The following is a 13,124-nucleotide window of genomic DNA, read 5'->3' as shown; positions in this document are numbered from 1 at the left end:
CGTCAGCGGGTTTCGGCAGGTGTGGACGGCGTGTTGTTGCCCGCTCTGTTCCTGCGGGCGCGGAGTTCCGCGGCTCGCAGCGCGAATTCGATGGCGAAACGGTGATCGGGCACGAGCAGCCGGTCGCCGAAGGACTTCTCCAGATTGCGGAGCCGGTAACGCACGGTCTGGGGGTGCAGATGGAGCTGCTCCGCCATCTGTACGGTGTTGCCGCGGGTGTCGAGCCACGCGTGCAGCGTTTCGACGACGCGGGCACGCTGGTTGGCGGTCAGATCGGCCAGCGGGGCGAGCCGCTGTTTGGCGAGCGCTGCGGTCAGCCCGGCGTCCGCGAAGAGGCAGAGCGTGACGAGGTGGTCCTCGCAGTGCGTGTACGGAGCGCCCTGCACGATGCCCGCCTCGACCAGGCCCAGCAGCCTGCGTGCCCAGCGCAGGGACTCCGAGGCGTCCGCGAGGGGCACGGTGAGACCGACCGCCGCACGCACCGTGTCCGGGGCGGCGTCCATGAAGGCGCGCCGCTGCGGGTCGATGCCTCCGGGGATCAGCGCGTGGGGATGCGCCGAGCCCAGGTTGACCAGGACCTCCTCGGAGATCGCGCCGCGTTCCGGCTTCGCGTCCGGGCTGAAGGCGACCAGGGTGACCTCCTCGGGCAGCTGCCACTTGGCGCGCTCGGCCAGTTCGGTGAGGTTCGCCCTGGGCGTGGCCACATCGGAAAGCAGGTGTTCGAGGAGCTTCTGGCGCTGGATGTCCTGGCCTTGTTCCATTTCCGCGACGGCCGCCTCGTATCCCTCGCGGGAGACGTCTATCAGCTCTTCGACATAGCCGAGCAGCGCGTCGGCGAACGCGAGGACCAGCGGCGCCGGCAGGTTCATGCGCTGCATGACCCGCTTGGTGCGTTGCAGCGCGAGCCGCGCGCCGAGCCGGAAGATCGCCTGCAGCATGTCGAGGCCGCGGCCCGCATAGGCCTCGAACCGGCCGAACATCCTGCACACCCGGTCGCGCTGGAAGGTGGAGGTCCCGGGGAAGGCCACGCGGTCGACGAAATTGGTGAGATTGTGCTCGACGATGAGATGAACGGCTCGTGCGTACGGCCCGTCGAGCACCTCCGCGTACTCGGGAAAGGACCGGCGGATTTCGTTCACCACTTCCCGGATCAGTCCGGGAAGTTCGGGCCGCATGACGGCGGCGAATTCCCGCGGCAGCGGGCCCACCGGGTGATTCGGCTCGTCGGCTCTGATCGCGGTCGTCATAGAGTTCCCCTCACTCAGCCTGTGACCGGGTCCTCCGTAAGGGAACGGTTGGGGGGATGCGCCCGGTCTGTGCCGGCGATGCGGTAGCCGGCGTGACAGCGGCCCTCTCAGTTCATACTGGCCAGTCGGTACCTCCGGAACGGTAGCCCAACTCGTCCCCGTCATGCGCCGAACTCGGCGCGGTCGCCTTGATCGGCCGGCGGGTACGGCTGTGTTGTGCCGGTGACAACTAGGGCCGCAGCAGGGCTGTTGCGTCAAGGTGTCGGCATCGTCGTGCTCACTGACGTACGAAACATCCTTCTCGACTTGTAGTGCGGTGACAAGAACCGTCCGGGGCGTGGACTGTGAACCGGCACCCTCCATCTGTCAAGGGCCGGAGCGGAGAACGCTCACATGTACATGAAGGAGTCTTCGGCATTGCTGCCGTGCGGACAAAGGAATTGCCCTTCCGGAGCCCGTCGTTGAGCTATTTCAATTCGACCGTTGCGCCTCTTGATTACCCGTGCGTAGGGTCAGCGCCGCAAGCAGCAGCGGAGGCTGACCTGATCTCGGCGGCGCAACGGCCGGAATGGAACGCGGTGCCTCCTCGGCCGTCCCTTGCCGGTCCTCGTCCGCCCTCCCGGGAGAAAACTGATGACAACTGTTGTGCGCCGAGGGCCCGCTCTGCGGCTGGCCGTGGTCGCCGCGGGTGCGTTGGTGGCCGGATTCATTCCCGGCGCGAATTCGGCCGCGCGTGACGGAGTGGCTCACACGGTGAGAGCGGCGTACGACTGCCGCCTGCCTTCGTCGCAGGAAGGCGTCGGCGCCGAGATCACCGTTGCCGCGGTATTCCCCGGGGGCGGTGTCGTCGGGGAGCCGATCAGACCCCGGAAAGTGAGTCTGGTGGCGGCCCTGCCGCCGGAGCAGGCGGCCCGGGTGTCGCCGGAAGCGGTGCAGGCCGTCGGCGGCACCGCGCGGCTGACCACGACGGTCGCACAGGGGCCGCGGACGGCGGAGGCCGAGTGGGCGGGCCTGCTCGCCTCCCCGGTGGAGCCCGCGGCGGACGGCGGCCTCGAAATCACCTTCACCGGTGAGGTGCCTGATGTGACGGTGGGCGCGGAAGGCGCGGTCACCTTTACCGCGGGAGAGCTGACTCTTGACCTGAGCGCCATGGGCGCGGACGGGGCCTCGGGGACGGAAGCCGTGCCGGGCACCGGGGAACCACCGGTCGTCGGCTCGCCCGCCCCGAAGGCGGCGGGCGATGACACACGTCTGACCTGCACCCCCGCGCCGGGCGCCGACATGCTGCTCGCGGCCGTACCGGTCCGCGCGGCAACGGAAGCCCCCGACAACGCCCCGGACGGGTGGAGCGATCCCGAGGCGCCCGCCATCCAGGCCGGACCACGCGCGCTCGGCGCGCCAGGTGACTGTCCGGCCGAACCCCCCGAGGGGGAACTCGCCCCGAAGCGGCTGCCCACGCCGCCCGAGGGGGCGAGCGTGACCGAGGGCGAGCCGACCTCCGCCTGCGCGGTGCCCGTCGGATTCGCCTCCATGCGCAAGCTGAACAGCTCGCTCATCGTCAACGACCCGGAGGCGGGCCGGATGGGCCTGATGCATCTGGGCATGCTCATGCGCCAGGTGCAGGCACCGGGATACGTGGAGTACGACCACCTCGGCATCATCCGGCTCCCCGACGCCGAGGGCACGTTCCTCGCCTTCGGCTTCCAGCCGACCTCGGCCAAGGTCCGCTTCGAGGCCGAGCCGGCGACCATCGTCAACGCGCAGCGCGGCGACGGTCCGATGACGACCCGCGCGAGCTACCGGCAGCATCTGCGGCTCCACGACGTACGGATCAACGGCGTGCCCCTCGACGTGGGCCCCGACTGCCGGACGTCGCGCCCCGTCGAGACCGTCCTCAGCGGCACCTACCCCGTCAGCAGCGGGGGACTCCTGCAGGGCGAGCTCGACATCCCGCCGTTCTCCGGCTGCGGCACCCCTGCGGGCGAGAACCTCGACGCCCTGTTCACCGGGGTGATCTCCGGCCCCGGGAACGTGCTGAAGATCCAACAGGGCAGCGTCTGCACCGGGTCGGCCTGCGGGAAGAAGATCCCGCCACTGCCGGAGCTGTAACCGAACGAACCGAAGGAGGTGTGCGATGGGAGTCGAAGTGGTCGTCCAGGGACTGACCAAGTCGTTCGGAAAGCAGAACATCTGGCAGGACGTCACCCTCACCCTGCCACACGGCGAGGTGAGCGTGATGCTCGGCCCGTCCGGAACCGGGAAGACCGTCTTCCTCAAATCGCTCGTCGGCCTGATCCGGCCCGAACAGGGCCAGGTCCTGATCGACGGCGTGGACATGGTCAACAGCCCGGAGCGCGATGTCTACGAGGCGCGCAAACTCTTCGGCCTGATGTTCCAGGACGGGGCGCTCTTCGGCTCCCTGAGCCTCTTCGACAACATCGCCTTCCCGCTGCGCGAGCACACGAGGAAGAAGGAATCCGAGATCCGCCGCATCGTCATGGAGCGGATGGACATGGTGGGTCTGGCCGGCTCCGAGCAGAAGCTGCCCGGCGAGATATCCGGCGGTATGCGCAAGCGCGCGGGGCTCGCCAGGGCACTCGTCCTCGACCCGCAGATCATCCTCATCGACGAGCCGGACTCCGGGCTCGACCCGGTGCGCACCTCCTACATCTCCCAGCTGTTCATCGACCTCAACGCGCAGATCGACGCGACGATGCTCATCGTCACCCACAATCTCGACATCGCCGCCACCGTCCCCGACAACATGGGCATGCTCTTCCGCCGAAACCTGGTGATGTTCGGTCCCCGCGAGGTGCTGCTCACGAGTGAGGAACCGGTGGTCGAGCAGTTCCTCAACGGCCGCAGGGCGGGCCCCATCGGCATGTCGGAGGAGAAGGACCAGGCCACCCTCGCCCTCGAGGCCTCGCACGGCATCGTCGCCGGGCCGCCCACCGAGCGCGTCATCGTGCCCCAGCTGGAGCCGACGCCGGGGATGCCGCCCCGTCAGGCGGTGCACCGACGCCGGGCGCGGGTCACGTCGATGCTGCACGAAATGCCGCCCGCGGCCCGCCGTGCCGTGGAGGCAAGTATGCGCGAGACGACGGGAAGCCCCGGCGGCGCGCGGGGAGCGAGGCCCGGTGGCACTGCCACCCCGGAGGCCCCGACCCTGCTCCTGCCACAGCAGGCCAGAAGGGAAAGGCCGTGACAGCCCCGACCACGCCACGCGGCCCGAACCCGCCTCCCGTGCCGAGTGCACCCGCCGGGCCCCGCGGTCCGCTTCCCGGCCTCGGCGTCCTGCGCGAGACCGGCCGGATGTTCATCCTCGGCCTCAGCGTGCTCAGGCTGATCTTCAAACGCCCCTTCCAGTGGCGCGAGTTCATCGAACAGTTCTGGTTCATCGCGAGCGTCACCATCCTGCCCGCCATGCTGGTGACCATCCCGTTCGGAGCCGTCATCGCCCTGCAAGTGGGCTCCCTGATCGAGCAGTTCGGCGCGCAGTCCTTCACCGGCGGCGCCAGTGTGCTCGTCATCATCCAGCAGGCGAGCCCGCTGCTCGTATCGCTGCTCATCTCCGGGGTCGCCGGTGCCGCGATCTGCGCGGACCTGGCCTCGCGCACCATCCGCGAGGAGCTGGACGCGATGCGGGTCATGGGCGTCTCGCCCATCCAGCGCCTGGTGGTGCCGCGAGTCCTCGCCGTCGTCCTGGTCGCGCTGCTGCTCAACGGCCTGGTCTCGGTGGTGGGCACGCTCGGCGGCTACTTCTTCAACGTCATCATGCAGAACGGCAGCCCCGGAGCGTACGTCGCAAGCTTCTCGGCGCTCGCTCAGCTCCCGGACCTCTACGTCGGCGAGTTCAAGGCGATGGTCTTCGGCTTCATCGCGGGCGTGGTCGCCGCCTACCGGGGGCTCAACCCGAAGGGCGGGCCGAAGGGAGTCGGCGACGTCGTCAACCAGTCGGTGGTCTTCACCTTCCTCATCCTGTTCTTCGTCAACATGATCCTGACGGGCATATATCTCCAGCTCGTCCCGCCGAAGGGTCTGTAGCCATGGCCCTCGCCAACCGCGCCGGAAGCCGGCGCGCCTTCGCCTGGCTCGACCGCCCCGGCGACGAGCTCCTCTTCTACCTGCGGGCCCTGCTCTGGATCCCGCGTGCCGTGCGCCGCTATCCGAAGGAGATCCAGCGGCTGCTCTCCGAGGTCGCCTTCGGCAGCGGCGGGCTCGGCGTCATCGGCGGCACCGTCGGCGTGATGATCGGGATCACCGTGTTCACCGGCACGGTCGTGGGGCTGCAGGGCTATGCCGCGCTGAGCCAGATCGGCACCGACGCGTTCACCGGGTTCGTCTCCGCGTACTTCAACACCCGCGAGATCGCCCCGCTGGTCGCCGCGCTTTCCCTGTCCACGACGGTCGGCGCGGGCTTCACCGCCCAGCTCGGCGCCATGCGCATCAACGACGAGGTCGACGCCCTGGAGAGCATGGGCGTCCGCAGCATCCCCTTCCTCGTCTCCACCCGCATCGTGGCCGGCGCGGTCGCCATCATCCCCCTCTACGGCATCGGGCTGCTCGGCTCCTATCTCGCCTCCCGCGCGACGACCGTCCTCTTCAACGGCCAGTCGACCGGCACCTACGACCACTACTTCCAGCTCTTCCTCGTCCCCACGGACGTGCTCCTCTCCTTCCTCAAGGTGCTGATCTTCAGCGTCATGGTGATCCTGGCGCACTGCTACTACGGCTTCAGGGCCGCCGGCGGTCCCTCCGGGGTCGGGGTGGCCGTCGGCCGGTCCGTGCGGACCGCGATCGTGCTGATCAGCATCACCGACTTCTTCCTCAGCCTGGCGCTGTGGGGCGCCACGACGACGGTGAAGGTGGCCGGATGACCGCCCCGACCCGCACCCCGACGACGCCCGTGCCGGACCGGGCGCCCAGCGGTCCGGTCCGCACCCGGCCCGGCGAACGCGCCCTGAGCCGGCGCCGAAGGCTCGCCGGGGTCGTCTACCTCCTGGTGCCCGCCCTCCTCGTATGGCTGTCGATCGCCGTCTACGAGAAGGAGTTCGCCGACACCGCGACGGTGGTCGTGGAAGTGGACGAGGCGGGCAGCGAGATGTACCCGACGGCCGAGGTGAAGCTGCGCGGAGTGGTCGTCGGCGAGGTCGAGCGGATCGACAGCGAGGGCAGCGGCGCCCGGCTCACCCTGGCCATGCAGCGCGAACAGCTCGGCCACGTCCCCTCCGACGTCCGCGTCCGCCTCCTGCCCACCACCCTGTTCGGACAGCGCTACGTCGCCCTCGTGGCGCCGGACGAGCCCTCACCCGAGCCGCTCGCCGACGGCGCGGTCATACCGCAGGACCGCAGCCGCAACGCCATCGAGCTGGAGCAGGTGCTCGACAATCTGCTGCCGCTGCTCACCGCCGTGAAACCGCACGAGCTGTCCGCGACCCTGTCCGCGCTCGCACAGGCCCTGGAGGGCAGGGGCGAGAAGCTCGGCGCCTCGATGGTGGCCCTGGACAGGTACCTCAAGGAGTTCAACCCGCAGCTCCCCGCGCTGAACCGCAACATCAGGGAACTCGTCGAGCTGAGCGACACCTACGCCGAGGTGGCCCCGGACATCGTGGACGCGCTGCACGACGCCACCCGCACCAGCGCGACCCTCGTCGAGCAACGCTCCGAACTGGCCTCGCTCTACGCGTCCGTCACCAGCGACTCGCACGACGTCGGCACCTGGCTGCGGCGTAACCGCGCCAATCTGATCCGCCTCAGCGGCACCAGCAGGCCCACCCTCGAACTCCTCGCGCAGTACGCCCCCTCCTTCCCCTGCACCCTGCGCACCGTCGCCGCGTTCGTGCCGGCGATGGACGACGCACTCGGCAAGGGCACCGACGAGCCAGGCCTGCATGTCGACGTGCAGGTCGTCCCGCAGCGCGGCGCGTACGTGCCCGGCCGGGACGCGCCGCGCTACGAGGCGAGCGGCGGCCCCCGCTGCTACCCGGTGCCCTACACCGGAGCCTCCTACGCACCCCGGCAGACCGCTCAGACCGGCGCGCCCGCGGCCGTCACCGAACTCAGCGGCGGGCTCGGCGTGGCCAACTCACCCCAGGAGAACGCCCTTGTCACCGAACTGCTCGCCGCGGAGACACAGGCGCGCCCCGGCTCACTGCCCGACTGGTCCAGTGTGCTCGCCGGTCCGGTCCTGCGCGGGACGGAGGTGAGCCTGAAGTGAGCGGACAGCGCAGTCTGACCGGACCGGCCGTGAAATCGGCGGTCTTCTTCCTGGTCACCGCCCTTGCCACCACCCTGCTCGCATTGAGCGTGTCGGGCACCGAGGTGGGCAGGACCCACGGCTACCGGGCCTGGTTCACCGATGCCACCGGACTCAACGAGGGCGACTCGGTACGGATCGCGGGAGTGAAGGTCGGTCAGGTCTCCTCCATCGAGATCGTCCAGCGCCGCTACGCGCAGGTGTCCTTCACTGTGGACGAGGACCGCACGCTTCCCGCCTCCGCCACCGCGTCGATCAAGTACCTCAACATGGTCGGCCAGCGCTATGTCGACCTCGGGCGAGGCGCGGGCCCCGTCGGACGCACCCTGGAGCCCGGCGCCACGATCCCGCTCAAGCGGACCAGCCCGGCGCTCGACCTCACCCAGCTCTTCGACGGATTCCAGCCGCTGATGCAGGGCCTGTCGCCGAAGGAGACCAACCAGCTGGCGGGTTCCATCGTGCAGGTACTCCAGGGCGAAGGCGGCACGGTGGAGAGCCTGCTGAAGACGATCGGCTCGCTGACCAGCACCGTCGCGGCCAAGGACCAGGTCATCGGCGAGGTCATCAGCAACCTCGGCCGCGTCCTCAAGACCGTCAACACCCGCCAGAAGGGGTTCACGGAACTCATCGACACCGTGGAGGAGCTGGTCGCCGGATTCGCCGACGACCGCAAGACACTCGGCGGCACGATCACCTCCCTCGCGGACCTCACCGTGAGCACCGCGGACATGTTCGAAGACGGCCGAGCCCCCCTCAAGGCCTCGGTCCGCGAGCTCGGACGGCTCTCCGACACGCTGGCCGAGAACACCCCCCTGGTCGAGAACTTCCTCAAGCGCACGCCGCAGAAGATGGCCGTGCTCACCCGCACCGCGTCCTACGGCTCCTGGCTCAACCTGTATCTGTGCGAGGCCCGGGTCGACGGAGTCTCCGGCTACGACGGGAGCAAGCCGCCCACCGGGATCGCCATTCGGGACGGGAGGTGCCGGGGATGAAGCAGGCCCGCTCACCGCGACGAGGACCGCGGCTGCCGCGACGAGGACCGCGGCTGCCGCGCAGAGGACTGCGGCGCTTCCTGCGCCGCCCGCGCCTCAAGCCGCTCACCGAACGCAACCCGATCACCGTCGCCCTCGTCGGACTGCTCTCGCTGACCCTGGCAGGACTGCTCGCCTACAACGCCGACTCCCTGCCCGTTGTCGGCGGGGGCACCAGCTACACCGCCGAGTTCAAGGAGGCCGCCGGCCTCAAGTCCGGCGACGAGGTGCTGGTCGCCGGCGTACGCGTCGGGGAGGTGAAGTCCGTCGCCCTCGACGGCGACCGGGTCGAGGTGACCTTCAAGGTCAAGAACGCCTGGATCGGCGACCGGAGCACGATCGGGATCGCCATCAAGACCCTGCTCGGCTCGAAGTACCTCGCCGTCGACCCGCTCGGCAGCAAGCGGCAGGACCCGGGCAAGCGCATCCCGGCCTCCCGCACCACATCCCCGTACGACGTCATGCGGGCGTTCGACGGACTCAGTCGCACGGTGGGCGAGCTCGACAAGGAGAAGATCGCCCAGAGCCTGGAAGCCATCACCACCACCTTCAAGGACACCCCGCCGCATGTGCAGAAGGCCATGAAGGGCCTCTCCGACCTGTCCCGGACGATCTCCACCCGCAATGACGACCTGGCCGAACTGCTCAGCGGCACGGCGAAGTTCACCAAGACCGTCAACGGCAAGAAGGACGAGTTCGAGAGCTTCCTCAGGAACGGCAACCTGCTGCTCGAAGAGGTCCGCCACCGCCGGGACTCGCTGCACGCCCTGTTCACCGGAACCCGTGACCTGAGCAAGCAGCTCAGCGGCCTGATCGACGACAACGAGAAGCAGCTCGGCCCCACCCTGGCCGCGCTCGACCGGATCACCGACGTCATCGCCAGGAACAAGAAGCACCTCGACAAGGCACTCGCCGCGGCCGGCCCGTACTACCGGCTGGTCGGCAACACCCTCGGCAACGGCCGCTGGATGGACTCCTATCTGTGCGGTCTCGTGCCCGGGGACTACCTCCCGGTGAAGACGGCACCGAAGAAGGGGTGCCTCCCCCCGAAGAAGAAGGCGGGTGAGCGCTGATGGCGCGCGCAGCAGGCACGTCCCGTGGCTTGCCCAGCCGGCGGCTCGTGGCCGTGACGAGAACAGTGGGAGCCCGCCGCCTCACCGCGGTCCTCATCGTGCTCGCGCTGCTCGTGACGGGCGTGGTGGCCGGATACCGGGCCTTCCTCGAGCCGGAGCAGGGCAAGCGCGTCACCGCCTACTTCGAGCGGGCCGTGGCCGTGCACCCCGGCTCCGATGTCCGGATACTCGGCGTACGGGTCGGCCAGGTCGACGATGTGCGGCCCGAGGGCGAGCGGGTCCGGGTGCGTCTCACGGTGGACGAAGGCGTGCAGCTGCCCGCCGACGTGCGCGCGATCGTGGTCGCGCCGAGCGTGGTGTCCGGCCGCTTCGTCCAGCTGAGCCCCGCCTACGACGGGAAGGGACCGCAGGCGCCGGACGGCACGGTCATCGGCACCGAGAGCACGGCCAGCCCGGTGGAGGTCGACGAACTCCTGAAGAGCGTCACCGAACTCTCCGAGGACCTCGGCCCCGACGGCATCAACAAGAACGGCGCCCTTGCGGGCCTGGTGGAGGCCGGGGCGAAGAACCTCGACGGCAACGGCAAGGCCATCAACGACACCATTCACCAGCTGGGCGGCGCCTCCGCGGTTCTCAACGGCAACAGCGGGGACCTCGTCGACACCGTCGAGCAGCTGCAGGAGTTCACCAGCATGCTGAAGACGAACGACGGCCAGGTCCGCAAGGCCGAGGAGCAGTTCGCGGATGTGGCCCGCTTCCTCGCCGCGGACAAGGACGAGCTGGCGGGGGCGCTCAAGGAACTCGGCACAGCCCTGGGCAAGGTCAAGAAGTTCATCGGCTCCAACCGGGGCAAGCTGAAGAGCAACGTCGACAAACTCGCCCTGCTCACCCAGTCCGTCGTGGACCAGCGCGGTTCCGTGGCCGAGGCGCTCGATGTCCTGCCACTGGCCGCGATCAACCTCGACGAGGCGTACAACCCGCGCACCGGCACCATCGACGGCCGCGCCAACCTCAACGAACTGGCCGCCGCACTGCCGCTGCCCACCGCCGGCACGGTCTACGGCACCCAGGGGACACAAGCGCCAGGTGAGGGCGGCGGAGAAGACGGGGGAGCGAGGTGATGCGGCGGCGCTGGATCACCCGGACCGCGCTGGGCCTCTCACTCGGCGTCATGCTGATCGGGATCGGCCTGGTGCCGGGCGGCCTTCCCGACTTCGACGGTCTGGAGGACCTGCCGCTGCCGGGCGGAGCGGACCTCGGCGACCACCCGTACGAGGTCACCGCCGAGTTCAAGGACGTCGTCAGCCTCTTCCCGCACTCCGCGGTCAAGGTGAACGATGTCGCCGTCGGCCGGGTGACCCACATCGCCCTCGCCGAGGACGGCTGGACCGCCCACGTCACCCTGCGGATCAACGGATCGGTGCGGCTGCCCGCCAACGCCTACGCCAACCTGGAGCAGTCAAGTCTGCTCGGCGAGAAGTACGTCCAGCTCGTCGCGCCCGAGTCCATGCGGGCCAGGCCCGATCTCCAGGACACCGAGACCGGGGTCACCGCCACCTATGCGAGCAACCGGGGCCGGCTTCGGCCCGGCGATGTCATCCCCGTCGAGCGCACCAACCGCAATCCGGAGGTCGAAGAGGTCTTCGGCGCCCTCTCGCTGGTGCTCAACGGCGGCGGTGTGGAACAGATCCAGACGATCGCCGGCGAGCTGAACAAGGCGCTCGGCGGCAACGAGCCGGAGATCCGCTCGATGCTCCGGCAGATCAACACCACGGCGAAGAGCCTCGACAAGAACAAGGAACACATCACCGCTGCGCTCGACGGCATGAACCGCCTCACGTCCACCCTGGCCACCCGGGACCGCAAGATCGGCGAGGTCATCACCAAGCTGCCGCCCGGCCTGAAGGTCCTCAAGGACCAGCGGAAATCCCTGGTCAGGATGCTCCGCGCCCTTGACTCCCTCTCCACCGTCGCCGTCGACACGGTCGACCGCACCAAGGACGACATCGCCGCCGACCTGCGGGCACTCGCCCCCGTGCTCAAGAACCTCGCCGACGCGGGAGACGACCTGCCCAAATCGCTGCAGGTGATGTTCACCTACCCGTTCACCGACGAGGTGCTCAGCGGCGTGAAGGGCGACTACCTCAACGTCTATCTGCGGACCACCGCCGCACCGGGCACCCGGATCATCCCTCCGGTCGGCAGCGGAAACCCGGCCGCATCGGACCGTACGGCCGGGGCGCCGCTTCCGCTGCCCTCGGTCACCGCAAGCAGTGGAGGCGATGCCTGATGCTCACCTGGACCACGTACCTCAAGAACGTGGTGTTCTTCGTGGTCGGCACGGTCGTTCTTGTCTACATCGCCCTCACCTACGCCGACCTCGGCAAATACGTCGGCGTCCGCGACTACTACACGATCCGCGTCGAACTCGCCGAGGCGGGAGGACTGTTCGGCAACGCCAACGTCACCTATCGCGGCGTCGACGTGGGACGGGTGGAATCCGTGGGTCTGACGGAGGACGGAGTCGAGGCCCGGGTCCGTATCGACGAGTCCACTCCGCCGATCCCCGGCGACGTCGTCGCCAAGGTCGCCAACCTCTCGGCCGTCGGCGAGCAGTACCTCGACCTGAGCCCGCGCACCGACGACGGCCCCTACCTCCGTGAGGGCTCGGTCGTACCGCGCCGGGCCACCCGCACCCCCGCACCCGTGACGGAAGTGCTCAGCAGCGTGGACCGTCTCGCCTCGTCCGTGGACCTCGCCGATCTCCGTACAGTGGTCGAAGAGCTCGGCGCGAGCTTCGACGGACGCGGACAGGATCTGCGGATCCTCATCGACACCGGCAGCGAGTTCATCGAGGCGGCGCAGGAGGCACTTCCCGCCACCACCGAACTCCTCGTCGACGCCGAGACGGTGCTGCGCACCCAGAACGAGAAGTCCGGCGCGCTCAAGGACTTCGCGAAGGGCGCGGCCGAACTCGCCGGGCAGCTGAAGAAGTCCGACCCCGACCTGCGCCGCCTCATCGCCAAGGCACCGGATGCGGCGAGCCAGTTCACGGCCCTGCTCCGTGACACCGATCCCGGACTCGGCGTCATGCTCGCGAACCTCGTCACCACCTCCGAGCTCCTTGTGACGCGGCAGCGCGGCACCGAGGAGCTGATGGTGCGCATCCCGCGCCTGGCCGCCGCCGGCGCCACCGCCGTAGGACCGGACGGGGTGGACTTCGGCATGGTCACCACCTTCTTCCAGCCGCTGCCCTGCACCGCGGGATACGGCGGCACCACCTACCGCAACGGCCTTGACACCTCACCGGCACCGGCCAACACCAAAGCCAGGTGCACCGCGGATCCCGGCAGCGGCCAGAACGTGCGCGGCTCGCAGAACGCCCCCACCGGCGGCGTCCCCACCCCGGCCAAGCCGGGCTCGGGCGGCTTCGGTGCGGCTCCCGCGCTCAACGACAGCCCCACCGGCATGGGCGGACTGCTCGGACTGGGGGAGTGATGAGACGGCACTCGATGCG

The 13,124-nt window shown here is 69.3% G+C and carries 11 protein-coding genes; 10 read left to right on the top strand and 1 reads right to left on the bottom strand.

Annotated elements, in window-relative coordinates; genetic code table 11:
- Positions 1–2: 2 nt before the first annotated feature.
- A complete protein-coding gene (locus tag ACLF6P_RS10240; protein WP_415949647.1) occupies positions 3–1,247 on the bottom strand; it encodes a PucR family transcriptional regulator in 1,245 nt (414 codons plus the stop codon).
- A gap of 633 nt (positions 1,248–1,880) precedes the next feature.
- Here ACLF6P_RS10240 and ACLF6P_RS10235 point away from each other — a divergent pair.
- Genes ACLF6P_RS10235 through ACLF6P_RS10190 form a run of 10 tightly spaced genes read left to right on the top strand, consistent with a single transcriptional unit; the run spans position 1,881 to position 13,105 of the window.
- On the top strand, positions 1,881–3,356 hold the full coding sequence (locus ACLF6P_RS10235) for a DUF6801 domain-containing protein (RefSeq protein WP_415949646.1): 1,476 nt from the start codon (positions 1,881–1,883) through the stop codon (positions 3,354–3,356).
- 25 nt (positions 3,357–3,381) lie between these two features.
- Positions 3,382–4,452: an ABC transporter ATP-binding protein gene (locus ACLF6P_RS10230; RefSeq protein WP_415949645.1), complete on the top strand. Its 1,071-nt coding sequence runs from the start codon at positions 3,382–3,384 to the stop codon at positions 4,450–4,452.
- Positions 4,449–5,291 carry an MlaE family ABC transporter permease gene (locus ACLF6P_RS10225; protein ID WP_415949643.1) on the top strand — a complete coding sequence of 281 codons (843 nt, stop codon included), beginning with the start codon at positions 4,449–4,451 and terminating at the stop codon, positions 5,289–5,291. Before ACLF6P_RS10230 ends, ACLF6P_RS10225 begins: the two co-directional genes overlap by 4 nt.
- 2 nt (positions 5,292–5,293) lie before the next feature.
- Complete coding sequence (locus ACLF6P_RS10220) at positions 5,294–6,124, top strand: MlaE family ABC transporter permease (RefSeq protein ID WP_415949641.1); 831 nt, start codon at positions 5,294–5,296, stop codon at positions 6,122–6,124.
- Entirely contained in the window at positions 6,121–7,464 is a 1,344-nt protein-coding gene (locus ACLF6P_RS10215; protein WP_415949640.1) for an MCE family protein, read from the top strand. The genes ACLF6P_RS10220 and ACLF6P_RS10215 overlap by 4 nt, the downstream gene beginning before the upstream one ends.
- Positions 7,461–8,495, top strand: coding sequence for an MCE family protein (locus tag ACLF6P_RS10210; RefSeq protein WP_415949639.1), 1,035 nt, complete (start codon positions 7,461–7,463; stop codon positions 8,493–8,495). The genes ACLF6P_RS10215 and ACLF6P_RS10210 overlap by 4 nt, the downstream gene beginning before the upstream one ends.
- Positions 8,492–9,607: an MCE family protein gene (locus tag ACLF6P_RS10205; RefSeq protein ID WP_415949638.1), complete on the top strand. Its 1,116-nt coding sequence runs from the start codon at positions 8,492–8,494 to the stop codon at positions 9,605–9,607. The genes ACLF6P_RS10210 and ACLF6P_RS10205 overlap by 4 nt, the downstream gene beginning before the upstream one ends.
- The gene (locus ACLF6P_RS10200; protein WP_415949637.1) at positions 9,607–10,728 is read left to right on the top strand and encodes an MCE family protein; all 1,122 of its coding nucleotides are present in this window, start codon (positions 9,607–9,609) and stop codon (positions 10,726–10,728) included. Before ACLF6P_RS10205 ends, ACLF6P_RS10200 begins: the two co-directional genes overlap by 1 nt.
- Entirely contained in the window at positions 10,728–11,897 is a 1,170-nt protein-coding gene (locus ACLF6P_RS10195) for an MlaD family protein (RefSeq protein ID WP_415949636.1), read from the top strand. Before ACLF6P_RS10200 ends, ACLF6P_RS10195 begins: the two co-directional genes overlap by 1 nt.
- Positions 11,897–13,105 (top strand): MCE family protein, encoded by a 1,209-nt coding sequence (locus tag ACLF6P_RS10190; protein WP_415949634.1) that lies wholly within the window; start codon positions 11,897–11,899, stop codon positions 13,103–13,105. The genes ACLF6P_RS10195 and ACLF6P_RS10190 overlap by 1 nt, the downstream gene beginning before the upstream one ends.
- The last annotated feature ends 19 nt before the right edge of the window (positions 13,106–13,124 follow it).

The sequence above is a fragment of the Streptomyces lothianensis genome (assembly GCF_047779955.1).
Classification (GTDB): domain Bacteria; phylum Actinomycetota; class Actinomycetes; order Streptomycetales; family Streptomycetaceae; genus Streptomyces.
The sequence above is the reverse complement of the archived record's forward strand: the minus strand, read 5'-3'. Positions and strand labels throughout refer to the sequence as shown.